General features: G+C 67.9%; 20 protein-coding genes. 8 read left to right on the top strand and 12 right to left on the bottom strand.

What is annotated here, in order from left to right; translation table 11 throughout:
- Window positions 1-149 precede the first annotated feature (149 nt).
- From FE263_RS07810 to atpH, 6 genes are all read right to left on the bottom strand, one after another.
- Complete coding sequence (locus tag FE263_RS07810; protein ID WP_171033992.1) at window positions 150-1,274, bottom strand: class I SAM-dependent methyltransferase; 1,125 nt, start codon at window positions 1,272-1,274, stop codon at window positions 150-152.
- An 82-nt stretch (window positions 1,275-1,356) separates the two neighbouring features.
- Complete coding sequence (atpC, locus tag FE263_RS07805; RefSeq protein ID WP_138325382.1) at window positions 1,357-1,773, bottom strand: ATP synthase F1 subunit epsilon; 417 nt, start codon at window positions 1,771-1,773, stop codon at window positions 1,357-1,359.
- Window positions 1,774-1,777: 4 nt separating this feature from the next.
- Window positions 1,778-3,253, bottom strand: a complete 1,476-nt coding sequence (gene atpD, locus FE263_RS07800) for a F0F1 ATP synthase subunit beta (RefSeq protein WP_138325381.1) — start codon at window positions 3,251-3,253, stop codon at window positions 1,778-1,780.
- A gap of 28 nt (window positions 3,254-3,281) precedes the next feature.
- Window positions 3,282-4,166 carry a F0F1 ATP synthase subunit gamma gene (locus tag FE263_RS07795; RefSeq protein WP_138325380.1) on the bottom strand — a complete coding sequence of 295 codons (885 nt, stop codon included), beginning with the start codon at window positions 4,164-4,166 and terminating at the stop codon, window positions 3,282-3,284.
- 3 nt (window positions 4,167-4,169) lie between these two features.
- Entirely contained in the window at window positions 4,170-5,708 is a 1,539-nt protein-coding gene (gene atpA, locus FE263_RS07790) for a F0F1 ATP synthase subunit alpha (RefSeq protein WP_138325379.1), read from the bottom strand.
- On the bottom strand, window positions 5,708-6,295 hold the full coding sequence (gene atpH, locus FE263_RS07785; protein ID WP_138325378.1) for an ATP synthase F1 subunit delta: 588 nt from the start codon (window positions 6,293-6,295) through the stop codon (window positions 5,708-5,710). The genes atpA and atpH overlap by 1 nt, the downstream gene beginning before the upstream one ends.
- Window positions 6,296-6,358: 63 nt before the next feature.
- On the opposite strand from atpH, the gene FE263_RS07780 reads away from it, so the two are divergent.
- From FE263_RS07780 to FE263_RS07755, 6 genes are all read left to right on the top strand, one after another.
- Window positions 6,359-6,907 (top strand): 2'-5' RNA ligase family protein, encoded by a 549-nt coding sequence (locus FE263_RS07780; RefSeq protein WP_138325377.1) that lies wholly within the window; start codon window positions 6,359-6,361, stop codon window positions 6,905-6,907.
- 112 nt (window positions 6,908-7,019) lie between these two features.
- Entirely contained in the window at window positions 7,020-7,643 is a 624-nt protein-coding gene (locus tag FE263_RS07775) for a YceI family protein (protein WP_240759291.1), read from the top strand.
- A gap of 139 nt (window positions 7,644-7,782) precedes the next feature.
- Window positions 7,783-9,024, top strand: a complete 1,242-nt coding sequence (locus FE263_RS07770; protein ID WP_138325376.1) for a class I SAM-dependent methyltransferase — start codon at window positions 7,783-7,785, stop codon at window positions 9,022-9,024.
- Window positions 9,025-9,090: 66 nt separating this feature from the next.
- Complete coding sequence (locus FE263_RS07765; protein ID WP_138325375.1) at window positions 9,091-10,191, top strand: glycosyltransferase family 4 protein; 1,101 nt, start codon at window positions 9,091-9,093, stop codon at window positions 10,189-10,191.
- The gene (locus FE263_RS07760) at window positions 10,192-11,451 is read left to right on the top strand and encodes a glycosyltransferase family 4 protein (protein ID WP_138325374.1); all 1,260 of its coding nucleotides are present in this window, start codon (window positions 10,192-10,194) and stop codon (window positions 11,449-11,451) included.
- Between the two features lie 18 nt (window positions 11,452-11,469).
- Window positions 11,470-12,798, top strand: a complete 1,329-nt coding sequence (locus FE263_RS07755; RefSeq protein ID WP_138325373.1) for a glycosyltransferase family protein — start codon at window positions 11,470-11,472, stop codon at window positions 12,796-12,798.
- Here the strand turns inward: FE263_RS07755 and FE263_RS07750 are convergent.
- From FE263_RS07750 to FE263_RS07740, 3 genes are read right to left on the bottom strand one after another with little or no spacing between them, the layout of a single operon-like run.
- Window positions 12,795-13,964, bottom strand: a complete 1,170-nt coding sequence (locus tag FE263_RS07750; RefSeq protein ID WP_138325372.1) for a glycosyltransferase family 4 protein — start codon at window positions 13,962-13,964, stop codon at window positions 12,795-12,797. The genes FE263_RS07755 and FE263_RS07750 overlap by 4 nt on opposite strands.
- A complete protein-coding gene (locus FE263_RS07745; protein ID WP_138325371.1) occupies window positions 13,961-15,112 on the bottom strand; it encodes a glycosyltransferase family protein in 1,152 nt (383 codons plus the stop codon). The genes FE263_RS07750 and FE263_RS07745 overlap by 4 nt, the downstream gene beginning before the upstream one ends.
- A gap of 3 nt (window positions 15,113-15,115) precedes the next feature.
- Window positions 15,116-15,697, bottom strand: coding sequence for a hypothetical protein (locus FE263_RS07740; RefSeq protein ID WP_138325370.1), 582 nt, complete (start codon window positions 15,695-15,697; stop codon window positions 15,116-15,118).
- A 282-nt stretch (window positions 15,698-15,979) separates the two neighbouring features.
- On the opposite strand from FE263_RS07740, the gene FE263_RS07735 reads away from it, so the two are divergent.
- Window positions 15,980-18,994, top strand: a complete 3,015-nt coding sequence (locus tag FE263_RS07735; RefSeq protein ID WP_138325369.1) for a glycosyltransferase — start codon at window positions 15,980-15,982, stop codon at window positions 18,992-18,994.
- Here the strand turns inward: FE263_RS07735 and FE263_RS07730 are convergent.
- The 3 genes from FE263_RS07730 to FE263_RS07720 form a co-directional block, all read right to left on the bottom strand.
- Window positions 18,991-20,058: a hypothetical protein gene (locus FE263_RS07730; protein WP_138325368.1), complete on the bottom strand. Its 1,068-nt coding sequence runs from the start codon at window positions 20,056-20,058 to the stop codon at window positions 18,991-18,993. The two genes, FE263_RS07735 and FE263_RS07730, sit on opposite strands and share 4 nt — an antisense overlap.
- Before the next feature lie 260 nt (window positions 20,059-20,318).
- Window positions 20,319-21,650 (bottom strand): MFS transporter, encoded by a 1,332-nt coding sequence (locus FE263_RS07725; protein WP_138325367.1) that lies wholly within the window; start codon window positions 21,648-21,650, stop codon window positions 20,319-20,321.
- Between the two features lie 25 nt (window positions 21,651-21,675).
- Window positions 21,676-24,021, bottom strand: a complete 2,346-nt coding sequence (locus FE263_RS07720; protein ID WP_138325706.1) for a primosomal protein N' — start codon at window positions 24,019-24,021, stop codon at window positions 21,676-21,678.
- A 69-nt stretch (window positions 24,022-24,090) separates the two neighbouring features.
- Between FE263_RS07720 and FE263_RS07715 the strand changes: the two genes are divergently transcribed.
- Window positions 24,091-24,762 carry a hypothetical protein gene (locus tag FE263_RS07715; protein WP_138325366.1) on the top strand — a complete coding sequence of 224 codons (672 nt, stop codon included), beginning with the start codon at window positions 24,091-24,093 and terminating at the stop codon, window positions 24,760-24,762.
- The last annotated feature ends 8 nt before the right edge of the window (window positions 24,763-24,770 follow it).

Below are 24,770 nucleotides of genomic sequence, written 5' to 3'. Positions count from 1 at the left end.
CAAGGACGGCAGCGCAGGCCGGACAGCGCAGGTGACCGGAAGCAGCCAGCGTTTGCCACAGCGTAAGCTGGCTGGTGTGGTCTGGTTCAGAGTGGGCCAGATCGGGACTCACGGGCAGCGACCTCCGTTTCGGGCAGTCAGCGACGGCTTCATCGCCGAACACGCACCTGCTGCAAGCGCTGCACCAGGGACCGCAGCGGCGCCGTGACGCGCCATGACGTCGAGCCTTCGAGGGCGGCGACCTGCTGCAGCGCGACCTCCAGGCGATCGCGCAGGCCTGCGGCTTCCGCCTCGCTCCTGGCCCGCTCCGCTTCGCTGCGCATCAGCGCCGCATGGGTCCTCTCGTAGCGAACCGGCGTCGCCCAGGTCGATAATCCGCCATCCTCGCGTGTGAGGTCGGGCTCGGCTGCGAGCAGCCAATCTATCTGGGACTGCTGCTCCAGCAGGGCATTCTTCAGCAGCTCGACCCGCCTTGCCTCCAGGACCTCCGCGGTCATGGCGGCCGTCCGTTGCGCGGCACCCCGTCGCAGCCAGACAAAGAACTCATGCGCTCCTGGAGCAGCCGAACGCTCCACATGCAGGTCGATCTTGCCGAGCCTGCTGAGTTCCAGGATCAGCAGCTCGAAACTCTTCGGCACGAAATGCCAGGCGTGCAGGTCGTGGTAGTTTTCCGAGCTTTCGTAGAAGGCGTAATGGTCCGCTGCCTTGTTCAGGCTATGCAAAAGCCGGATCCCGCGGATCGGGTGCTGGCCCCAGGATTCTACCCCACCGTCCGTTACCGCGTAGGCGTAGTGGTCGAACGCGCGCTCCCCGGTATGACGGGTGCGTCGCTCGGCGTGTGCCTCCAGGACCTGCCCGGTCGTCGTCAAAGGCTGGAAGTAGTCGAAGCAGTATCGCTTGTCGGGCACCGCCAGCACCACGGCGCCATCAGGCTTGAGCAAGGTCTGCGCGGCCTGCAGGAATGCCACCAGGTCGGGCGTGTGCTCGATCACGTGGCTCGCAAGAAAGATGTCGAAGCTGCCATGCTGCGCCTCGGGCACCGCATCGCTCAGCGACCCACCCTTCCAGACGAAGTCCACCGTCTCGATCCGGCCGGGATCGATGCCAGGAAGGCCGGCGTATTTCTCGACGAGGCCTTCGCGGCTCAGGTGATCGATCGTCTGGCTGTTCCAGCCGTCCGCCTTGGGTGCGATCGGATTGAAGCTCGGCCCGATCTCGATGATGCGGCTGTCCCTGGGGTATGCACCCAGCAGGGTTTCGGTTCGGCTCGACACGCTCGGACACTCCTGGCCCATCCGCCGCTGTGCGGACGGCAGGCCGCCTGGTCCGCTTCCGGCAACCTCTCTGTTCGACGCCCTACCGCTCCGCCGCCTCGACATGCGCCCGTGCCGACTGCAGACGGTCGAGATACGGGTCGAGCGTGGTGATGTCGGACTTGTCGGCGTTGTCGTAGGCGCGCTCCGCCTCGGCCAGCCTCGCCTCGCCTTCGGAGCGCGACAGCTCGCGCAGGGGCGTCGCCTCGTCGGCCAGGATCGTGCAGCGATCGCCGGTGATCTCGGCAAAGCCGCCGGCGACGAAGAACTGCTCGCTCGGAGTGGCCAGCCCACGGCCTGCGTCATAAAGCGAGACCAGCCCGCCGCGCAGCAGCACGATCATCGGCGCATGCTCTTCCATCGCCGCGAGGTCGCCCTCGGATCCCGGCATCACCACCATCTCGACGCTGCGCGACAGCAGGCGCTTCTCCGGGCTGACGATCTCGACCTCGATCGGCACCGGATCAGTCCTTCTTCTTGGAGGCTTCGTGCTTGGCCACCGCCTCGTCGATCGAGCCCACCATGTAGAAGGCGCTCTCCGGCAGGTGGTCGTACTTGCCGGCGACGATCTCCTTGAACGAGCGCACGGTGTCCTCGATCGAGACCAGCTTGCCGGGTGCGCCGGTGAATACCTCGGCGACGTGGAACGGCTGGCTCAGGAAGCGCTGGATGCGGCGCGCGCGGGCCACCGTCTGCTTGTCCTCCTCGGACAGCTCGTCCATGCCCAGGATCGCGATGATGTCCTGCAGCGACTTGTAGGTCTGCAGGATGCGCTGCACGTCGCGCGCGACCTGGTAGTGCTCGTCGCCGACGATCTTCGGGTCGAGCGAGCGCGAGGTGCTGTCCAGCGGATCGACCGCCGGATAGATGCCGAGCTCGGCGATCGAGCGGTTCAGCACCGTGGTCGCATCCAGATGCGCGAACGATGTCGCCGGCGCCGGGTCGGTGAGGTCGTCGGCGGGCACGTAGATCGCCTGCACAGAGGTGATCGACCCCTTCTTGGTCGACGTGATGCGCTCCTGCAGCGCGCCCATGTCGGTCGCCAGCGTCGGCTGGTAGCCCACCGCCGACGGAATGCGGCCGAGCAGCGCGGAGACTTCCGAACCCGCCTGGGTGAAGCGGAAGATGTTGTCGACGAAGAACAGGACGTCCTGGCCTTCCTCGTCGCGGAAATACTCGGCGACGGTCAGGCCGGACAATGCCACGCGCGCACGCGCACCCGGCGGCTCGTTCATCTGGCCGTACACCAGCGCCACCTTGGAGCCCTCGGTGTCATGCTCGTTGAGCTTGATGACGCCGGCATCCTTCATCTCGTGGTAGAGATCGTTGCCCTCGCGGGTGCGCTCGCCGACGCCTGCGAACACCGACACGCCGCCATGCGCCTTGGCGATGTTGTTGATCAGCTCCTGGATCAGCACCGTCTTGCCGACGCCGGCGCCGCCGAACAGGCCGATCTTGCCGCCCTTCAGGTAGGGGCATAGCAGATCGACCACCTTGATGCCGGTCACCAGGATCTCGGCCGACGCCGCCTGCTCCTCGAAGGAGGGGGCGTCGCGATGGATCGGGTAGTGCGCCACCGCCGTCACCGGGCCGCGCTCGTCGATCGGCTCGCCGATGACGTTGAGGATGCGGCCGAGCGTGCCGGGCCCCACCGGCATCATGATCGGCGCCCCGGTGTCGGTCACCTCGGTGCCGCGCACCAGCCCGTCGGTGCTCTCCATCGCGATGCAGCGCACCTCGCGATCACCGGTCTCCTGCGCCACTTCCAGCACCAGGGTCTGGTCGCCCACCCGGCAGGTCAGCGCATTCAGGATGTAGGGCAGGTCGCCGGTGAACTGCACGTCCACCACCGGTCCGCGCACCTGGGTGACGCGGCCGACGACGTTGCCTCCGGACGGCTTGGCCTGGGTCTGGGTGGGAGCCTCGGTGGTGTAGGACATGGATCAGTTCCTTCGGCGAGATCGGGTCTCAGACGGCATCCGCGCCGGAGATGATCTCGATGAGTTCCCGGGTGATGTTGGCCTGGCGGGTGCGGTTGTAGGTGAGCGTGAGGCGGTCGATCGCCTTGCCAGCATTGCGGGTGGCGGAATCCATCGCGGTCATGCGGGCCCCCTGCTCGCCGGCGGCGCTCTCCAGCATGGCGCGGTAGATCTGGATCTGCAGGTTGCGCGGCAGCAGACGGGCCAGGATGGTCTCCTCGTCCGGCTCGAACTCGTAGGTTGCGCCCTGGTCCTCGCCACGCTCGTTGTCGTTCGACGGTAAGGATAGCGGGATCAGCTGCAGCTCGGTCGGCGTCTGCGACATGACGTTGTTGAAGCGGTTGAACAGCAGCGTGCAGACATCGAACTCGCCGGCCTCGAACATACGCACGATGCGCTCGCCGAGTTCGTTGGCGGCGCCGAACGCCACGTCCTTCCCGGCAGAGCCGGGCACCCGGTCGATCACCTTCTGGCCGAACTCGCGCGCGAGATAGTCGGCCCCCTTGCGCCCCACCGGCAGGATCTTGACGGTCTTGCCCTGCCCCTCGAGCCGGCGCGCCAGGTTGCGGGTGGCGCGGCCGAGATTCGAGTTGAAGCCGCCGGCGAGCCCGCGATCCGAGGTCACCGGCACCAGCAGATGCACCTGGTCCTTTCCGGTGCCGGCCAGCAGCGGCGGCGCACCATCGCGACCGATGACGCTGCGCGCGAGTGCAGCCAGCATGCGCTGCATCGCCTCGGCATACGGGCGCGCGGCCTCTGCCCGGGCCTGCGCCCGGCGCAGCTTGGAGGCCGCCACCATCTTCATCGCCGAGGTGATCTTGCGCGTCGACTTGACGCTGGTGATCCGCCCGCGCAGCTCCTTCAGGGAGGCCATGCGTCAGTCCTGCGTGAAGCGCTTGGCAAAGCCGGTAAGGAACTGGGTGAGCTTCTCCTCGGTATCCTTCTTGATCTCGCGCTGGTCGCGGATGGCTTCCAGGATGCCGCCGCCATCGGCGCGCAGCTCGGTCAGGAAGTCGCGCTCGAACTTCACCACGCGCTCGACCGGCACCTTGTCGGTGAAGCCGCGGGTGCCGGCGAACAGTACGGCGACCTGCTCCTCGACCGGATACGGCGTATTCTGCGGCTGCTTGAGCAGCTCGGTCAGGCGCGAGCCACGGGCAAGCTGCTGCTGGGTCGCGGCATCGAGATCGGAGGCGAACTGCGAGAACGCCGCCATCTCGCGATACTGCGCCAGCTCCAGCTTGATCTTGCCGGCGACCTGCTTCATCGCCTTGATCTGCGCTGCCGAGCCCACGCGCGACACCGAACCGCCGACATTGACCGCCGGCCGGATGCCGCGGAAGAACAGTTCGGTCTCGAGGAAGATCTGGCCATCGGTGATCGAGATCACGTTGGTCGGGATGTAGGCCGAAACGTCGCCGGCCTGGGTCTCGATCACCGGCAGCGCCGTCAGCGAGCCGCCGCCGAACGCGTCGGACATCTTGGCGGCGCGCTCGAGCAGGCGCGAATGCAGGTAGAACACGTCGCCGGGATACGCCTCGCGCGCCGGCGGACGACGCAGCAGCAGCGACATCTGCCGGTATGCGACCGCCTGCTTGGACAGGTCGTCATACGCGATCAGCGCGTGCATGCCGTTGTCGCGGAAGAACTCGCCCATCGCGCACCCGGTATAGGGGGCGAGATACTGCATCGGCGCCGGATCGGACGCGGTGGCGGCGACCACGATGGAATATTCCATCGCGCCGTTCTCCTCGAGCGTGCGCACGATCTGCGCCACGGTCGAACGCTTCTGGCCGATCGCGACATAGATGCAATAGAGCGACTTCTTGTCGTCGCCGAGGTCGTTGACCTTCTTCTGGCCGATGATGGTGTCGGTGACGATGGTGGTCTTGCCGGTCTGGCGGTCGCCGATGATCAGCTCGCGCTGGCCACGTCCGATCGGCACCAGGCTGTCGATCGCCTTGATGCCGGTCTGCATCGGCTCCGACACCGACTGCCGCGGCATGATACCGGGCGCCTTCACCTCGGCGCGGCGGCGCTCGACGTTGGTGAGCGGTCCCTTGCCGTCGATCGGGTTGCCGAGCCCGTCCACCACGCGCCCGAGCAGGCCGCGCCCGACCGGCACGTCGACGATGGTGCCGGTACGCGCCACCGTGTCGCCCTCGCGAATGGTGCGGTCCTCGCCGAACACCACGATGCCGACATTGTCGCTCTCGAGGTTCAGCGCCATGCCACGCAGGCCGGAGCCGGGAAAGCTCACCATCTCGCCCGACATCACGTTCTGCAGGCCGTAGGCGCGCACGATGCCGTCGCCGACGCTGAGCACGGTGCCGGTCTCGGCGATATCGGCCTCGCTGTCGAAGGAGGCGATCTGCTGCTTGAGGATGTCCGAAATCTCGGCGGGACGGATTTCCATCACGCGGCTCCCTTCATGGCGTAGTGCAGGCGGGCGAGGCGCGACTTCAGGCTGGCATCGTACAGACGCGCGCCGATGCGCACGACGAGGCCGCCCAGCAGAGCCTCGTCCACGCTCTCATGGATATCGACGCGGCCGTAGCCGGCTTCGGCAAGCCGGGCGCGCAACTGGGTGCGCTGCAGGTCGGTCAGGGCATGCGCGCTCGCCACCTGCGCCACGGTGATGCCGCGCCGGCTGGCGACCTGGGTGGCGAACGCGGCCAGGATCGCCCGCAGCGCCGGCAGCCGGCGGTTGTTGGCGATCACGCCGGCAAAATGACGGATGGTCTCTCCGAAGCCCTGGCGGTCCAGGATCGCCAGCGTCGCGTCCCGCGACTGCACGACATCCAGGGTCGGGCTGGCGAGCAGGCTGCGCAGCGGCGCGCTCTGGTCGATCAGCCGGACCAGCGAGGCGGCCTGGTCGACCACCTCGTCGAGGCGGCCCTGCTCTTCGGCATAGTCGTAGAGGGCGGTCGCGTAGCGTCCGGGCATTCCACCCGCGTGTGCGGCACCTGTCGTTGCGCCCTCTGGCACTTGCGGCGTTCCCATCTACTGCGTTGTTTTCCGGCGGTGGACTGCCGTCCCTGCTGCGGGGCGTCTAGCATGGGGGGCATGACCACGCAACCAATCGGCAGCCCTCCGGACGCGCTCCAGCCGGCCTCGCTGCTGCTCACCCTGACCCTTGCCGAGCCGGCGCAGTCGACCTTCCAGGCGCTTCGCAACCGGCACTTCCCGGCCGACCGCAACCTGGTGCCGGCGCACGTCTCGCTGTTCCATACCCTGCCCGGCGCCGAACGCGGCGCGATCGTGCGCACCCTCTCGGGCCTCGAGGTGGCGCGCCCGGCGATCCTGGTGCAGGCGCCGCACCCGCTCGGCGCCGGAGTCGCCTTCCCGCTAGCATCGCCGGAACTGCAGGCCCTGCGTGCGCGGCTGGCTGCCGCCTGGGCGCCATGGCTGACGCGCCAGGACCGGCAGGGCTACCGGCCGCACGTCACGGTGCAGAACAAGGTCGGCCGGGAGCAGGCGGCAGACACCCTGGCCCGGCTGTCCGACGGCTTCGTGCCCTGGTGGACCGAGGGCGCCTGCGTGCGGCTATGGCGCTACCTGGGTGGCCCCTGGGAAGCGCTGGAGCGGTTCGAGCTGCAGCCGCGCATGGAATGACAAGGCCTTGCATCCGGCCGGGGCCTCAGGGCTAGGCATCAAGCCGGGTTGAGCAGCCGGTCGCGGTGGGGCAAGTTGCGCATCTCATTGCGATTGGAACGCCCGGATGACGATGACCGCTCCCGCGATCGGAATGGCCGCACTCGCCGTGTGCGCCCTGGCGCCGGCTCTGGCCGCGGCCCAGGCGCCGTCTCCGGCGAGCAGCGATCCGGCCAGCGTGCAGGGCGGCAGCTACGCCATCGAGCCGAACCACACCCAGGTGCTGTTCAGCGTCTCGCACATGGGGTTCTCGACCTTCCACGGCCAGTTCACCCAGTCGTCGGGGTCGCTCAGCCTGGATGCGAAGTCGCCGGCCGACAGCCGCTTCGAGATCCACGTGCCGACGCGCTCCGTGCTGACCAGCAACGCCAAGCTCACCGGCGAGCTCAAGAGCGATGCCTGGCTGAATGCCAAGGCCGACCCGGACATCACGTTCAGGTCGACCAGGGTGACGCCGACCGGCAACGGCGAGGCGGATGTCGCAGGCGACCTCACGCTGCACGGGCAGACGCATCCGGTGACGCTGCATGCCAGGCTGGTCGGCGCCGGGGTGAACCCGCTCGACAAGAAATACACGGTCGGATTCGACCTGAGCGGGACGCTGCAGCGGAGCGATTTCGGAGTTAAGACCTATGTGCCGTTGATCGGCGACACGGTGACCCTGACAATCGCCGGCGTCTTCGAGAAGCAGGCATAGCGTCGAACTCCCTGACCGGGTGACCGCATAATCCTCTGCTTCGTCGCGGCGGATCGTGCGCACGCGGTGACGGCGTCATCACCGCTGCCACACTGCGGCACCCGCCGACATCCCGAATTCCAGCCATGGAAGCCCAGTCATGGATCAATCGAGCATAGCGTCCGCGGGTCAGGCACTTGATCCCGACGCCGTCATCCAGTCGACGTTGCAGGACCGGGCCTTCCAGGAGTTCCTCACGCTCTTCCTGCAGAAGGACGTGAAGACATGGAGCACGGAGCGGGAAAAGGCGCTGCTGTACGGCCTCGCCGCTTCCCGCGCCTCCGACGGCGTGATCGTCGAGCTCGGATCGTATTGCGGCGGCTCGGCCTCGTTCTTCGCCAAGGGGCTCGACAGTCGTGCCGGGTCGGGCCGGGTGGTCTGCGTCGACCCGCTGCTCGGGGCACCGCCCTGGCTCTGCCTGCCCGCGGGGATGTTCACCCTCGACGTGCTGCGCCGCAACCTCGGAAGCCTCGGGCTGGAGCACAGGATCGACCTGAAGGTTGGCGACAGCTACTCGGTCGGTGCGGCGTGGCCCGCCGAACCGATCGATATCCTGCTGATCGACGGCGACCACAGCTTCGAGGGGGCGATGCGCGACCTCGAATGCTGGGCCCCCAAGATCAGGGACGGCGGGATCCTGCTGTTCGACGACATCGACAACATCCACGAGATGCGGGTCCTCGACGAGATCATGAAGCAGATGTCGACGCTTGCCCGGATCGGCACCGTCGACGGCATCGGTGTTTATCAGGTCAGGGGCGGCCAATGGGCGCTGCTCGACGAGTTGCGCGGCCTGCTCGACCTGCGCGGCATCCACCGGCCGTGGTCATTCGATGCCGTCCATGCCACGCCCGTCGCGTCGCCCTACAGGCATACCAGGTACTGGACCGATCCGACCTTCGATATCGGCTACGACCTGGGCTACCTGGCGGTCGCGCAGAAGGGTGACTACGGGATCTTCGGGACCCCCGCGGCAGAGCTGAAGCAGTTGATCATGTCGATCCAGACCGACCGCGGCGGCGGCGACCTGCATGTCGGTGCCAGCCCCGCAGGCTACGGCACCGGTTTTCGCCTGATCGGTTGCGATCCGCATGATGCGCCGCAGATGGTGCGGCTGCTGCTCCCCGGCGGACTGGTGCTGTGCGCGAGCGAAACCCCGATGGCAACCGAGGAGGCGGAGCGCCTCTGCGAGGTGATGCGCAAGGCCGGCCTGGACGGCGTCGGTCAGGGCGGTGGTGCGAAGCCGCTGTTCTGGGGCGTCGCCGGCATCAGTGCGCTTCCGGCCACCAGGCTGGTCGAGGCGCTGATGGCGGTGCGGCGCCCTGCAAGTCCGGTTGCATGAGAGGCGTGTTCGCAGGACCCGCCTGCAGCGCCTGGCCTGCTCCCGTCACCGGGGTGGCCTCCTGAGATGCTGCGGGTTGCGCATCTCACTCCGGCCTACTTCTCGGATCTCTCCGTCGTCGGTGGTGGCGAGCGCTACGTGTACTACCTGGCGCATGCGCTCAGGCAGGCGACGGAAATCGACCAGACGGTGTTCTCCATCGGCGCCACGGCGAGGAGCTTCAACCAGGAGGGTATCCCGGTGAAGGTGCTGCGCAACGAGTCGCCCTCGCCCGAGCCGATGGAGGGCTTCTCGTCCGCGCTCTGGACCCAGCTCAAGGGCTTCGACCTGGTGCACGTGCACCAGTCGCTGTCGCTGTTCGGCACCTACTCGACCCCGATCGTCCGCTCCCTCGGGATCCCGATGGTCGGCACCGACCTCGGCGGCGGCGAGAACGCGCTGATGCTGCAGGGCCGCGGTCTCGAGCTGTTCGGCGGCATCCTGTCGATCTCGCGCTATGCCCACAGCCTGGTCGACGGCTACTTCAGCGGCCCGCACGAGATCCTCGTCGGGCCCGTCGATACCGATCGCTTCTGTCCGGACGAGACCATTCCGCGCGATCGCAAGACCGTCCTGTGCGTCAGCCGGATTCTCCCGCACAAGGGGATCGACCGGGTCATCAAGGCCCTTCCGGACGGCCTGCGGCTGATCATCGCCGGGCGCGTCTATGACCAGCACTATTACGGGTTGCTCAAGGAAATGGCTGCCGGCAAGGACGTCAGCTTCGAGCACGACGCCGACGATGACCGGCTGCTGCGGCTCTACCGGACCGCCGGCCTGTTCATCCAGGCCTCCACCGCGCTCGACATCTACGGGCGTGTGATCGGCAAGCCCGAACTGATGGGACTGACCAGCCTCGAGGCGATGGCGTGCGGCCTGCCCGCGGCGGTGGCCGATACCGGCTCGCTGCCGGAACTGGTGCCCGATCCGCGCTTCGGCCGCATATTCTCGAGCCACGAGGAGCTTGTCGGCCTGCTGACCGACTATTCCTATGGCATCTGGCCTGCCCCGGGCGCCAGCGCCCTCGCCTGCCGGCATGTGGTGGCGAACCACGGCATGGCGGCCATCGGCTCGCGCCTGGCCGCGTTCTACGCGAGCCTGGTGCCGGAAAAGACAGCGACCTCCTGAATGCGCATCCTGTTTCTCAACAACCTGTTCCCGCCGCTGGTGATCGGCGGCTACGAGATCGCCTGCGCGAACGTCGCGCGCGCCCTGGCAGGCCGGGGTCACGATATCCGCCTGCTGACCACCTGGTCGCACCTGCCGCTGCTGGCGGATCAGCCCGCCTGGGTGGATCGCAGCCTGGACCTGCAATGGTTCATCCCGCATCTCAGCCCGGAGCCGAAGGTCCAGGAGCGGGCGATCCACGCCTCATTCTGCACGATCTATCCCAACACGCTTCGCCTGCTGCAGGTGGTTCGCGAGTTCCGCCCTGACATCGTCTACGTCTGGAACGTCGCGGGGATCGGTGGCGTGGCGCTCCTGGATCTGCTGAACCAGGTCAAGGTGCCGTGGGCGATCCACCTGATGGACCGCATTCCCGCCGAACTGAAGGCCCACGTGCCGCCCACGATCCTGGGCCTGTTCAACGCCCAGGGCGCTGAGCTCTATGCCACGGCCCGCATCATCTCCATGAGCCAGCATCTGGTCGACGAGATCGAGCAGGTCGGACATATCGGCTTCCCGCAAGGCGTGGATCTGATACCGGGCTGGGCGGACGAGACCGACGCCCTGCCCCATGAGCCTTACCTCAGGGATGGCGAGGCGCGTTTCGTGACCGCGGGCACCGTGCGGCCGCACAAGGGGATCGACCTGATCCTGCAGGCGAGTTCGGCGCTCAAGATGTCGGGACGCGAGTTCAAGGTCGACATTTACGGAGATGGCGAAATCCAGCGCTACGTGGATATGGCGCGGACGCTGCAGGTCGACGACCGCGTCAGCTTCAAGGGCTCGCGCCGGCAGCCCGAACTCCTCAAGCTCTATGCCGAATACGATTGCTTCCTGTTCCCGACCTGGGAGCGCGAACCGTTCGGCTTCACCCCGGTCGAGGCCGCGGCCAGGGGCGCCATTCCGATCATGACGCGCAACTGCGGCGCATCCGAGCGGCTGGTCGACGGCGTGCACTGCCTGAAGATCGAACGCAACGTCGAAGACCTCATCGAGGCGATGACGATGATCACCGACCGGCATGTCGACCTGGAGGCGATGGGCCAAGCCGGACATCGCCTCGGCACGTCCGACCTGTCGTTCTCGCATTCCCTCGACCGCGTAGAGGCCGTGCTGCGCGGCCACGCACGCGACTGGCAGACGGCGCTCGCGGACGATCCCAAGCTACCGCTGCTCGCCTTCCTGAAACACAATCTCTCGCTGGCCTTGAGATTCGGATAGTCTAGAGGAGTTCGCTGGATGGACCTTGGCCGGATAAAGCAGCGGGGACGATCGAAATCCCTGCTGGGGTGGCTCACGAACCCGGTCCGCTCGGTTTTCTGGAAGCTTGCGATCCCTTACTACGAGGGGATCGCCAGCGAGGTCGATGTCGACCAGAAGCGCAACCTCGCGACAAAGCTCTCGGACTGGCAGGACGACCTGCTCGACCGGCTGGAGGAAGCCGTCCTGCCGCAGCTCGAGACCCGGATCGCCCCGAAACTGTTCGAAAGCCTGCAGCCGGAGCTGTCCCGCAAGCTCGAGTTGTCGATCGGCGACCGCGTCGGCGCGCTGGCGGTCGAGCGGCTGAAGGCGCTTGTCGCGGAACGGCTGGAAGTCCTGGTGAACGCCCGCATGACCGGCGCGCGCAAGGACATGGTAGCGCTCGCCCACCGGCTTTCGGGGCTGGAAAGCGAAGCCGGGAACAGCCAGGCAAAGCTGCAGGCACTGCGCGTTTTCTCCGAAGGCCTGGATGTAAAGGTGCTGTCGGAGGTGCAGGCTGCACGCGCCTTCACGCAGGCCCTGCAGCTCGAGAAGAACAACGAGATCGCCTCGCTGCGTGACGCGGTCAACGGCCTGTCGGCGCAACTCGCCGAGAGCTATGTCCGGTATGGTCTCCTGGCACAGAGGATCGAGGCGCTCGCCGGGCATGGCCGGTCGGGCCAGGCCGAGGAAATCCAGGGCCCGCAATCCGGCGGCCGGCAGAACCGTACCCTGATACAATACGCCTCCGGACCGGAGCACGAGAACCTGTTGGCGCTGACGTTCGAAGTTCATTCCCGATACTGCCGGCAGCACGGCATCGAGTATTGGATCGACAACACCCCCGATACCAAAGGCCGCTCACCGCACTGGCGCAAGGTCGAATTGCTCATCGAGGCGATGGCGCAGGGGTACGATCAGGTCGCCTGGGTGGATACCGACTGCGTCATAGTCGATCCGTCAGTCGATATCTTCGCGGCGAGCGGCTTCGGGATCGCCGTGTGCGAGAGTTTCGACAGCCCCACGATCGAACGACACCTCAACACCGGTGTTCTTCTTGCCGGACGCTCGGACGCGACGATCGAGTTCCTCAAAGCCTGGAACGAGATGCCGACCGGAGGAAGGTGGGAGGACCAGTCCGCCTTCATCGACCTGATGGCCACTCGCCCGTATCGCGACCTGCTGACCGTCCTGCCGAACCGCTTCAACTGCCTGGCTGAACATATGGAAGCTCGCGAGCCGATCATCAGGGCCTTCCATGGCGATCCGGACCGGGCTCAAAAGATCGCCGCACTGATCAGGCAGATCGGGATAACGCCGGGGCTCTAGTCGCGGCCATCTGCGAACAGGCCCTGGATGATGGCCTCGTAGGTCCTGTCGTAGTTGAAGCCGCCGGCCCGCACGCGGGCACGGGCGATGAGGTTGTCGATCGCGCCGGACGCCCGGTCCCGCCTGAGCGACGCGTAGGCCTCATGCAGCGACGCCACGCTGTACGGGTCGAAGTAGTAGCCGCAATCGCCCACGACCTCCGGCATCGAGCTGGAGACCGAGCTGAGCACGGGCGTGCCGGTGGCCATCGCCTCCAGCAGCGGCAGGCCGAAACCCTCGAAGACGGACGGGTAGATCAGCCCTGCCGCCCCGACCAGCAGGGCGGTGCGGAACGCCTCGTCCACGAAGCTCGTGAACACGATGCGGCCCGCCGCCAACGCCCCCTGCAGCCCGCGTTCCGCCGCCTGTGACGTGAAGCTCTGGCCCCAGGCCTGGCGCCCGGCAAAGACGATGCGGACCTCGTCGAGGATTGCGGGATGCTCGGCGGCCCATTGCAGTACCAGGGCAGCGTTCTTGCGCGGCTCGATGGACCCGAGCACCAGCAGGTACGGCTCGACCGGCCGCCCGCCGAGCAGCCCGCGCATCCGGTCGACCAGGCCAGGCTCGATCGCGTTGCCGAGCAGCGCGACCCGGAGCCGTTCCGGGCCGACGCCATAGATCCAGGCGAGGTCACGGGCGGTCGCTTCCGAGATGCAGAACAGGATCTCGGTGCACGCGATCTGCTCGGCAAGATCCGCCACATACATGCCGGCCGCCTCGGGCGGATGGCATTCTGGCGTCAGGATCATCGAGAGATCGTAGACGATCTTTCCCTCATACGGGTACAGCTTCCGGGCCGGACGCAGATCCGTATACAGGCCGACGGTCCGGTGCAGCATGCGGCTCTCGCGCAGGCTGTCGCGTATCGCGCGGGCGGGTTCGAAACGCTCCGGCCGCCCGTTCAGGCTGCTGCCGCTATGCTCGTCGAGACATCGGCGCACGCTGTCATGGTCGATCCAGCTTCCGTCCAGCTCGAAATACAGGTCGAGCCAGTCTTCCCGCAGGAAACGCTTGCAGAGCTCGGCGATGACGTTGGGAATGCCGGTATAGTATCGCTCCCGCAATGGCCCGATGTCGATGACCAGGGGCCGCCGTTCCGCCGAGCCGCCCGCTGCGCGATTGATCATGGCGTATTCCGGGCAAGGCGGATCGTGAGCTGTTCGAGGTTGGCCGCGAACGCGTCGATGCCGAACCTTTGCCCGGCCAGCGAGCGAGCCAGCATCGCCTTCTGCGTGCGAGCGGCGCCGTCGAGGGCGGCGGCGGCCAGGACGGCGTCGCGTACCGCTCCGGGCAAGGGAGGATGGCAGGTCAGCTTCAGGTCCCGCGCGATCGGCTCGTCCTCCCCGTCATAGCGTGCCTCGCCGGTCTCGATCGTCACCGCGGCCTCCGGTGGCAGGAAGCTCGCGGTGCCGGAATGCCGGCTGGTCACCAGCGGCACGCCTTCCAGCATCGCCTGCACCAGTGGCAGGCACAGGCCGGAGGCGACATCCAGCTGCAGGAAGAAATCGGCGTCGTCGAACAGGCCCTCGATCTGCCTCGCACGGATCGGCCCGGCGCGGACATCGACGACCCCGTCGGCGAGCACACCGCGGGTCATCCCCGCCACACAGGCGACCACCTCGTCGTGAAGGCGCGGCTCGTCGTCCTGCACGTGGATCACGAGGCTGAGCCCCGCCCGCTGCCTTGCTGCCTCGATGAAGCCCGCCAGCATGGGTTGCATCTGGCGACGCGCGCGACCCGGTGCGACGAGGCCGAGGAAACGGCCGCCGTGCCTGCTGGCCCGGGGCGGCGCCGCTCCGGTCGGTGACGGGACATGCGGTGGCATCGTCATCGCCCGGTCGACGCCGGCCGCGCGCAGCGCATCGCGGGTGAAGTCGGTGCAGCACAGCACGGCATCCGCCATCCGCAACACCCGCACCTGGTCGGCGAACGGATCACCGCCATACGGCGTGTTCGAGAGTTCCGGAAAAGCCCAGTCGCACACGTAGAGATTGGGAAGTCCGTGAAACGGCCTCAGGTGCTCGATCGGCTTGACCGCAAGATGCCGGTCGCCCTGCCGCGCGCCGAGGATCTGCCGGGCAATTGCGGTCTGGTAGATCTCCGGCCTTGCCACCGGCGCGACGTCGTAGCCACAGGCCGCAAGACTATCCCGATAGAGCGCGGAGAGCGCCTTCCACTCAGGATGCCGCGGCCGGCCCGTACCCTCGTCCCGGCGCTCCGCCTGGATGACCAGCCGCTCCTCGAGGATGGTGTCGCTGACGAAAATCCGCGCCATCGTTCAGAGCGACCGGGAGAGCTGGTACAGCCCCTCAAGCGTCACCAGTCCCGCCGCCTCGCCGGTGGCAGGCCCGGACGGGAGGACAGGCCGGAGCACTGCGCCGGTATCCGGACGGTGCGACGTTTCCGCTTCGGACGTCGTCGAGCCGGCAGCCGGCGGCGCCGCCGGATCACCTGCAGCCGGTGCGGGCAATAGCGCCCGGTCCCGCATCGGCAGCATCGCGGCGAGCCTGCGCTTCAGGCGGCTGGCGAGGCGGACGAGGGTCGGAACGCGCCGAGGCGCCGGCTGGTCCCGCAGCGCATTCACCTCAGCCTGCAGGCCGAGGGCCCAGGCATGGGTTGCCGCGATGATGCCGTGCAGGCGATCGATCTCGACACGCTGCTCGACTGCTTCGGCTTCCATGCGGGCGATCCGCGCCTGTTGCACGGCCGCTTCCGCCTCCTCGGCCAATGCCCATCGGATGAATCCGGCCAGCCTCGTGCGATCCGCATGCAGGCCATCCGTCCCGATCTCCGCTCCCGGCACCACGATGCGGTCGATCGCCGGCGAGGCTGTCGCGGGCGCTGCTGAGCGATGAGCCATCCGATCTCCGAGTCCAGGTCACTGTAACGATCAAAAACAGCGTCATCCATATGACAAGGTGCCGCGAGGTCGTGAAGTCCCGGTCGCCACGGCGGCGCAGCCGGTTCAAGCCCCTCGCCCGCGCGGCGTCGAAGATTGACTGGCGGGTGATCGGGCTCTAGAGCCCGGACGCTTCTCTGTTCAGGCATCGGGATACACTGGAGCACAGGCTGCAGCCTGTCCTGGCACGGGTTTGCGGTTGAGCGACAGGACGGCTGCGACGACGGCCAGCGGAGGTATTCGATGACCTTGGAGAAGACCAGGCGACGGATCCATCTGCTTCGCATGGGCCTGTCCACGCTGCCTGCGATCTACCGGCAGGAACCCAGCCCGCGGCGGGTCGCCGGCAAGATCTGGTTCGTCACCACCCGCCGGGGCCTGGTCGGCCTGCGGCAATGGCTCATCGAGTCGCTTCCGCCTCCGGAGCCGGCCAGCGTTCCCGCGCCGGAGGCGATCGAGGTCGCCGCCGATCCCGCCCCGGAGCCGGAGGCGCCGCCCGCCGCCGATCAGCTCAAGGTGATTTCCGACGAGGAGTATGCGGCGTGGCTCGAGCGCTACAGCCTGCTGCAGGATCACGAGGTTGCGGCGGCCCGGCGGCACCTGGCGTCGCTCGACCTGCCGGAGCTGCTGATCCTGGCGGTGATCCCCGCCTCCGGCGTGGCGTCGATAACCGCCATGGTCGCGTCCTGGCAGGCGCAGATCCATGCGGGATGGCGCGCCGCGATCGTGATCCCGCCCGACCTGGACCCGGCCGATGCGGAGCTCCTGCGCTCCGCCGTCGCCGAAGATGCAAGGGTCTCGGTCGTATCGAGCGCGGAAGAGATCGAGGCGGCGCGCGCGCAGGTCGGATACACTCTGCTCTGCTTCGAGCCGTGCCTGCTGAACAGCCTCTCCGCCTACATGTTCCTGGAGGCAGCGGCCCGGACCGGGGCGTCCATCGTCTATTCGGATAACGATCACGTCCGTGACGATGGCAGCCGCTGCGAGCCGCAGTTCAAGCCGCAGTTCTCGCCGGAATACCTGGCGCGCTACAACTATGTCGGCAATTGCCTGCTTATCTCGCGCGCGGTGCCGATCACGTCCGCCGAGGCGGCAGCGCTACCGACGCTGACGCTCGCCGACTTCGACAGGCTGGTCGCACGCCTGGTTCTCGACATCCCGGAAGCCGACCGCCGCATCGAGCATCTGCCGTTCCTGCTGTTCCACGTTGCCGGCAGGCCGGCCAGAGCCGAGCATGACCTGCCGTCGTTCGCCGACACCGGGCCGTCGGTCTCGATCATCATCCCGACGCGCGACGGGCTCGACCATCTCAAGCCCTGCATCGACAGCATCCTGGACAGGACGGCCTACGACCTCGAACTCGTCGAGATCATCGTCATAGACAACAACTCGACCAGGCCGGAAACCTTCGCCTACCTCGAGGAGATTGCCCGGCGTCCGCGTATCTCCGTCGTCCGCTATCCCCACCCCTTCAACTTCGCCGAGATCAACAACGTCGGCGCGGCGGCCGCGACGGGAGACATACTGGTCTTCCTGAACAACGACACGCTGGTCCATGATCCGGCCTGGCTCAGCAAGCTCGTGGGCCATGCGCGGCAGCCGGGCGTCGGCGTGGTCGGCGCGAAGCTGCTGTTCCCGGACGGCACCATCCAGCATGGTGGCTGCGTCGCCGGCGCCAGCATGGGCACGGTGCAGCATCTGCTGAGCTTCCTGCGGCCGGAGGATGTCGGGCGGATCGACCATACGCGGGAGATCTCGCTGGTGACCGGCGCGTGCATCGCGATCCGCAGCCAGGCGTTCCACCAGGTCGGCGGCTTCGATCCGATCCTGCGCATCACCTGGAACGACGTGAAGACCTGCCTGGAATGCCTCGCCGCCGGGCTTCGCAACATCTATATCGCCGATCCGCTGCTGATCCACGACGAGTCCAAGACCCGGGAACTGGACAACACCGCGGCGCACTACGTCCGCTACTTCAGCGAAGGGCACTACACACGGCGGAATGCGCGCCGGTTCTTCCATGACGATCCGGCGTACAGTCCGAACCTCTCGGTCGACAAGGCGGTCGATCTGGCGGAGCCGCCGCGGGTGCGACGCCCCTGGTCCCGCCCGGCCGGACCGCGGCCGCGCATCCTGCTGCTCAGCGTGGTCTGGAAAGTCGGTTTCGGCGTGCCGGTGGTGATCCAGCAGCATGCGCGCAAGCTGGTGCAGGCCGGCTACGAGGTCATCATCGGGGGTCCGGCCGCCGACAACGAGATGAGCTTCCCGGGATGCGAGCGCGCGATCCTCGGCTCGGCGCTTGATGCCGCCGTCTACGCCTTCAGGAGCGACGTGTCGCTTGTCGTGGCGCACACGCCGCCCTTCTTCGAGGTGCCGGTACTGATCGGCGGCCACATCCCGGTGCTTGCCTACGACTACGGCGAACCGGCGGCGGAGTTCTTCCCGGAGCCGACCCGTTCCTACCTCATCAATGTCGGCTACCAGAAGCGGGCGGCGGCGGCGCTCACCACCACGATCGCCACCATCTCGCAGGCGGTGAAGGACGAGACGCTGAACAAGGATGCGATCGTGGTCGGCCTCGGCAACTCGCATCTGCCATCATGGACGGAAGAGCTGCGGCCGGACCGCGCGCGCATCCGTGCGGGCCGGGGCTGGGAGGATTGCTTCGTGATCCTCACCGTCTGCCGCTTCCACGAAAACGAGCGGGTCTACAAGGGCCTCGACAAGATCTCCATGATCCTGCGCGAGTTTCCCTATCTCTATCCGGACCACTCGAAGCGGCTGGTCTGGGCGCTTGCCGGCGCCGGCACGCCGACCGACGTCGAGCAGGCGGAGCGGCTCGGCTTCACGGTGTTTCCCAATCTTCCGGACGCGGACCTCGCCGATCTCTACAAGGCGGCCGACGCCTACATGGGATTCTCCCGATGGGAGGGCTACAATCTCGGCATATCCCAGGCGCTGGCGATGGGATTGCCGACGCTCGGCTCCGACATCCCGGCGCACCGCGAATTCGGCATTGCGACCACCAATAGCGTGCTGGTCGCCAGCGCCTGGCTTGCCGGTGAGATCGACCGGCGCGCAGCGTCGTCACTGGAGCACCGGGTCGCCACGGTCTACGACTGGGACCGCAGGGCCGAGGATTTCGTTGCCGTCGTCGATTCCATGCTGCAGCAGTCGATGGCATCCCACCCAAGGGCCGGAGCATCGTCCGCGGTCTGGGAGGATTTCCCGGACATCATGAAGGCCGACGACGACTAGAAGGAGGCGCCGGTCACCGCGCCGGTCGAGAGTTCAGCCCGGGCCTGCGACGGCGGGCGATCCTGCATCCGGTGGGGTACGTCGATCATGTCGCGCAGGCGACGTGCGGCGGCAGGGTGTTCGGCCTTCAGGATCATGCAGATCTGCCGGCATATATCCTCGGTCCCGGCCGGAAGCCGGACCGGAGCGTTCGACCGGACAGGAACGAAGCCCGAGAGGTCGATATCAAAGCCGGTGATGTCCTGGATCGAGCGTTCGAGAAGCCTTCGCATGGGTGCGGTCTCGAGGCATGAAGCCTCTATGACGAGATCGACATGAGGTTCGCACAAACTCTCCGCCACCAGTTGCATCGCCAGGAAGGCTGCGATCAGCGTCTGTATCTCCAGCTTGCGGGCGAGGTCATTGTAGTGGCCTACGCACTCCCCCAGGCCGATGTCACTCGGGATGTGGGGGATGTCCAGGAGGCCGCACAGCCTCCGCAACGGACCGCGCTCGGCGCGGCTCAGCGCGTAGAGCGGTATCATGAGGAAAGTGGGGTTTCCGGTTTCCTGGTGCAGGCGCCAGCCGGAGTGGAACTGTTCCATCGGACACCGGCGAAGCATGATCTGTATGGCCGCGGGAAAATACCGCCGCAGCCACGCAGCACGTCCGAGCGCGCGGGTGAACTTGAGGACCGGTTGCCGCTCCTTCTCGTTCGCCAGATCGATCAGACCCTGCAGATACCTCTGCAGTTTCCGGTTCGGGACGGCGGGGGGATCGAAATACCCCTGCAGGGCGAAAGCCTTGTCGAATAGCCGGACGCCGCCTGGGTTTCCCTGCAGGAGCGGCCTGAACTCCGCGAAATACGGCTCGTCGAGTGCGGGATGGTGCAATCCGGCGTCACGCGGCCGCATCCGTTCGAGTTGGTCGATGGAGAGCGTCGCCAGAACCTCGTTCAGCGGCTCGTAGAAGGCCATCACGGCCGGATCGATCCGGAAGCGGCTCCATAGCCAGGTGCCGCTCGTGCGGAAGCCGGTCTGGAGGAACACGGGTGGATCGGTGAACGAGGAGAACTTGCCCGGCATCGGCCGATCGTCGTTGATACCCGAGTTGCGCTGCAACAGTTTTGTTAACGTTCTATGACGGGTAGATGCACATTATGGTGTCCCGCAACCCCGGGGAAACCTCGGCATGCCGCTCGGCGCACGGACGGTTTCGCGCGCACCGCATACGATGTAAATTCTCAGGATGAACGAGCGGAGCCGGCTCGGGCATTGTATGGATTGCCGGACTGCATCGCCGCACGACGCTCAGTATGGCGACTTGCTGCCAGGCCGATCCCGGGTCAGTGTCCCCCGACCACCGCCCCCGCCGCGCGGTCGGCGTCGAGTTGCCTTTGCACATCGTCCGGAAGCGTGAGGAACCAGGCCAGGACCGCGCTCCCCAGATACATTCCGGCATAGATCGCCATCACTCCGAACACGCCGACCCTGGACTGGAACAGGGCAACGACTGCAGGGCCGATCCAGACACTGGCGCCGGCGCCGAGGTTGAGCATCGACATCGCCGCCGGTTTGTCCTCCGGCGCAAGATACGGCATCAGCGCCGACAGCGGCACGTATCCTGCCAGCGTCAGCCCGTAGAACGCGCCCGCCGCCAACGTGAGCAGCATGCCGTCGGGGCCGTAATGCGTCGGCACCCAGTACAGCAGCAGGGTGCTGACCGTGCAGCCCAATCCGCCGATCAGCATCACGGTCCGGCGCCAGGTCAGCCAGTCGCTGACGATGCCGGACAGCAGGTTGCCGATGATGTTGCTGGTGAAGATGCATGCCGTCACTTCGAGCCACTGGCTCAGGGTGAAATGCAGCACCTTGGTGAAATAGATCGGCAGCATCACCAGCAAGCCGAACTCGGCGGCAGTGTTCACCGCGCGCACGATGCAGCCGATGCCGACCTTGGGATGGGCGCGCACGATGGCGAGGCTCGAGAACAGCGCCCGGACCGGATGCTCGCCGGCATCTGCGCGGCGCTCCGAGCCGCTCGGATCGCGCACCCCGAGCAACGCGACCAGGCCGCCGGCGATCACCACGCCGAGGGCCAGCCAGAGCGTGCTGTAGGAGCCGATCAGCGGGATCGACACCCGCGCCAGGATCGAACCCAGGGTCGGCAGTCCACCGGTGAAGGCGAACCAGAACCAGCCCACCGCGGAGCCGAGCCGGTTCGGATGCACCGTGATGACGATCCAGACCAGGAAGCCGAACGCGAACAGCGGGTAGCCGAAGCCGCGCAAGCCGTAGAACAGCAGCATCAGGCCGTAGCTGTGCGACGGGATCGCAATGGCCAGGAACAGCACCTGGAACACCACCCAGATCGCGAGCCCCGCCATCATCACCCGGCGTGGCCCGATCACGTCGGCGAGAGCCCCGGACAGCCAGGAGGAAATCGCCGCCGCCACGCCATAGACCGTGACCAGCACTGCAACGTCGTGTTCGACCAGGCCGCGCCGGACCAGGAATGGCGACAGGTAGGCACTCTCCACGCCGTCGCCGATCATGAACACCAGGGTGCCGACGAAGCCCCAGAACAGGGCGGTCGGCAGGCCGATGCGGGCGAGCAGGGCGTTCTCGTGCCCGCCTCCCGGCCCGGTTCCGGCGGAGACGTTCCTGCGATCGGCCATGACGGATATCCTTCCGTTTCGATCCCTACAGAAATGATACCGGATCGACATCGATGTCGACCCGCACGCCGCGTCCCGGCTGCACCTGCGCCAGCCACTCGCGCAGAATTGGTTGCACCGCCACCTCGCGCCGGGTGCGCAGCAACAGACGGCGCCGGTGCCGCCCGCGCAGGATCGCCAGCGGAGCAGGCGCCGGTCCCAGCACCGTCACCGCCTCGCCACGCGGCGCCGCCCGACCCAGCGCGCGCGCGGTCTCGTCGGCGGCCTCGGCGCTGTCGGCGCTCACGATCAGCGCCGCCAGCCGGCCGAACGGCGGCCAGTGCCCCGGACGGCGCGCCTCCGCCTCGCGCCGCATGAAGGAAGCGAAATCGTTGGCGATCAGCGCCTGCATCACTGGATGCTCCGGCGTGTAGGTCTGCAGCAGCACCTGCCCCGGCGCCTCCGCCCGCCCGGCCCGGCCACCGACCTGGTGCAGCAGCTGCACCGTGCGCTCCGACGCGCGCAGGTCGCCGCCGGCGAGGCCGAGATCGGCATCCACCACCCCCACCAGCGTGAGATGCGGAAAGTGCCAGCCCTTGGCGACGATCTGGGTGCCGATGATGAGGTCCACCTCGCGTGCCGCGATCCGCCGTACCGCCTCCGCCGCCGCGTGCGGCCCGGGCAGCGTATCGCTCGCCATCACCAGGATGCGCGCCTCGGGGAACGCAGCCGTCGCCTCCTCGGTGATGCGCTCCACCCCCGGGCCGATCGCGGTCAGGCTGCCCTCTGCCCCGCAGGCGGGGCATTTCGGAGGAACCGGCTCGGTATGGCCGCAATGGTGGCAGGTCAGGATGCGCCGGGCGCGATGCTCGACCAGCCAGGCGGTGCAGTTCGGGCACTGCACGCGGTGGCCGCAGGCACGGCAGAGCGTCAGGGGGGCATAGCCGCGCCGGTTCAGGAACAGCATCGCCTGCTCGCCACGGGCGAAGGTGGCGTCGATCGCCGTCTTCAGCACCGGCGACAGGAACAGCCCGCGCCCCGGCGGGGCATCGCGCATGTCGATCGGCGCCACCGATGGCATGCTGGCGCCGCCATGCCGCGCCGCAAGGGTCACGCGCCGGTAGCGGCCGGCCTCGGCATTGGTCAGCGTCTCAAGGCTCGGGGTGGCGGAGACCAGCAGGATCGCCGCCTGCGACAGCCGCGCCCGCACCACCGCCATGTCGCGGGCATTGTATGTGACGCCGTCCTCCTGCTTGAAGGCGGTCTCGTGCTCCTCGTCGACCACGATCAGCCCGAGGTCGGTGAACGGCAGGAACAACGCCGAGCGTGCGCCGACCACCACCCACGCCTCGCCGCCGGCCACCGCACGCCAGGCGGCGCGACGCTGCTTCGAGCCGAGATCGGAATGCCAGACCGCCGGCGGGGTGCCGAACCGGCGCGTGAAGCGATCCAGCCACTGCGACGACAGCGCGATCTCCGGCAGCAGCACCAGCGCCTGCCGGCCCTCCGCGATGCAGGCCGCGACCGCCTCCAGGTAGACCTCGGTCTTGCCCGATCCGGTCACCCCCTCGAGCAGCGTCACCGAGAAGCGCCGCTCATGCACGGCCCGGCGCAGCATTCCGGCATTGGCCTGCTGGTCGTCGGACAGGACCGCAGCGTCCGGGTGCGCCGGGTCCGGGCGATGGAACGCAGCCTCCCGCCGCATCGGCACCTGCACCAGCAGCCCGGCCTCCGCCATGCCGCGCAGCACGCCGGCGCCGGTGCCGGCGGCGCGGGCCAGCTCGGCGGTCTCGCGTGGTGCGGCACCCTCCGGCATCGCCGCCAGCACCCTCGCCCGGGACGGCGTGATGCGGGCGTCCTCCGGCGGCGACGGCGCGCGCTGCCAGCCGACGACCGCGCGGACCGGATCGTAGGCGTTGAGCCTGAGCGCCATCGCCATCACCAGGCCGGGCGGCGTCAGGGTGTAGCCGGCGACCCAGTCGACGAAACGGCGCGAGGCTACCGGCAGGGGCGGCACGTCGAGCACGGCGCTGACCGGCTTCAGCCGATGCGCCGGCACCGGCGGGCTCGGCGGGGTACGGAACTCCGGCGGCAGCGCGGGATCCTCGTCCCACACCACGCCGACCTCGGCGCGCCGGTTGAGCGGCACCATGACGACGTCGCCGGGCTGCAGCGCCAGCTCCGGAGGGGCCAGATAGTCGAAGGCGCCGGCGAACGGGTAGGGCAGCAGCACCTTGACCCTGGCAGCATCCGTGACCTGCGCCTCGCCGGCTTCCTCCTGGCCCAGCAAACCTGCCACCCGCTCCGGCTTTTTGTTCTCGTGCGGCGGCGCTGCGGCTAACCTAGGGCTCGTGATGACCAGGAACTCTTCTTCAGGCGGGCGTGGCCGCATTGCGTCACGCGGGAACGATCGGGCCCGCATCCTGCGGCCCGGCGGTTCGCCCGGCAATCGGAACCCTGCGTGAACCGCGACCTGCCGGACGCCGACGCCGTCGCACGCTTCCTGCGCGACAACCCGGAATGGCTGGCCGGCCAGTCCGACCTGTACCAGCGGATGGCGCCGCCGCGACGCGTGCATGGCGAGATCCTGGCCGACCACATGGCGGCGATGCTGGACGAGGCACGCCGCCAGGCCGCAAGCGCCGATGCCCAGGCGGCCGGCATGCTGCGGGCGCTGCGGGCCGGCGCCGGCCTGGCCGGACAGGTGCAGGAATGCATCCTGGCCCTCGCGCGCACCGATGACCTTGCCGCCTGCATCCTGAACGACATGCCGGCGCTGCTCGGCATCGACGCCGCCCTGCTGTGCAGCGAGGGAGGCACGCCCGCCTCCCTGCAGGCGCGCGGCCTGCCGCCGGGTGCGGTGGCCGAACTGCTCGGCCGGCGCGACGTGGTGCTGCGCGCCGGGCCCGACGACCGGTTCGCCTTGCATGGCGAGGCCGGGCTGCTGGCGCAGCACGACGCGCTGCTGCGGGTGTCGGCGGCCGGCATGCCGCCGATGCTGCTGGCGCTGGCGGCGCGTGACGATACCATCCTGAACGACGCCCAGCGCGACGGCGCCGGGTTTGCCGCACTCGGCTTCCTCGGACGCGTGCTCGCCGCGCGCATCGAGGCGCTGTGGGACGCGGTCTCCTGAGCACGCCG

This window comes from Lichenicoccus roseus (assembly GCF_005844085.1).
In the GTDB taxonomy this organism is placed as follows: domain Bacteria; phylum Pseudomonadota; class Alphaproteobacteria; order Acetobacterales; family Acetobacteraceae; genus Lichenicoccus; species Lichenicoccus roseus.
The sequence above is the reverse complement of the archived record's forward strand: the minus strand, read 5'-3'. Positions and strand labels throughout refer to the sequence as shown.

Excerpts from the sequence above, each read along its gene's own strand:
- atpH (WP_138325378.1), bottom strand. The coding sequence starts at position 6,295 with ATGGGAACGCCGCAAGTGCCAGAGGGCGCAACGACAGGTGCCGCACAC.
- FE263_RS07760 (WP_138325374.1), top strand. The coding sequence starts at position 10,192 with ATGCGCATCCTGTTTCTCAACAACCTGTTCCCGCCGCTGGTGATCGGC.
- FE263_RS07745 (WP_138325371.1), bottom strand. The coding sequence starts at position 15,112 with ATGGCGCGGATTTTCGTCAGCGACACCATCCTCGAGGAGCGGCTGGTC.
- FE263_RS07775 (WP_240759291.1), top strand. The coding sequence starts at position 7,020 with ATGACCGCTCCCGCGATCGGAATGGCCGCACTCGCCGTGTGCGCCCTG.
- FE263_RS07755 (WP_138325373.1), top strand. The coding sequence starts at position 11,470 with ATGGACCTTGGCCGGATAAAGCAGCGGGGACGATCGAAATCCCTGCTG.
- atpD (WP_138325381.1), bottom strand. The coding sequence starts at position 3,253 with ATGTCCTACACCACCGAGGCTCCCACCCAGACCCAGGCCAAGCCGTCC.
- FE263_RS07725 (WP_138325367.1), bottom strand. The coding sequence starts at position 21,650 with ATGGCCGATCGCAGGAACGTCTCCGCCGGAACCGGGCCGGGAGGCGGG.
- FE263_RS07750 (WP_138325372.1), bottom strand. The coding sequence starts at position 13,964 with ATGATCAATCGCGCAGCGGGCGGCTCGGCGGAACGGCGGCCCCTGGTC.
- FE263_RS07795 (WP_138325380.1), bottom strand. The coding sequence starts at position 4,166 with ATGGCCTCCCTGAAGGAGCTGCGCGGGCGGATCACCAGCGTCAAGTCG.
- FE263_RS07720 (WP_138325706.1), bottom strand. The coding sequence starts at position 24,021 with ATGCGGCCACGCCCGCCTGAAGAAGAGTTCCTGGTCATCACGAGCCCT.
- FE263_RS07780 (WP_138325377.1), top strand. The coding sequence starts at position 6,359 with ATGACCACGCAACCAATCGGCAGCCCTCCGGACGCGCTCCAGCCGGCC.
- FE263_RS07735 (WP_138325369.1), top strand. The coding sequence starts at position 15,980 with ATGACCTTGGAGAAGACCAGGCGACGGATCCATCTGCTTCGCATGGGC.
- FE263_RS07740 (WP_138325370.1), bottom strand. The coding sequence starts at position 15,697 with ATGGCTCATCGCTCAGCAGCGCCCGCGACAGCCTCGCCGGCGATCGAC.
- atpA (WP_138325379.1), bottom strand. The coding sequence starts at position 5,708 with ATGGAAATCCGTCCCGCCGAGATTTCGGACATCCTCAAGCAGCAGATC.
- FE263_RS07765 (WP_138325375.1), top strand. The coding sequence starts at position 9,091 with ATGCTGCGGGTTGCGCATCTCACTCCGGCCTACTTCTCGGATCTCTCC.
- FE263_RS07730 (WP_138325368.1), bottom strand. The coding sequence starts at position 20,058 with ATGCCGGGCAAGTTCTCCTCGTTCACCGATCCACCCGTGTTCCTCCAG.
- FE263_RS07770 (WP_138325376.1), top strand. The coding sequence starts at position 7,783 with ATGGATCAATCGAGCATAGCGTCCGCGGGTCAGGCACTTGATCCCGAC.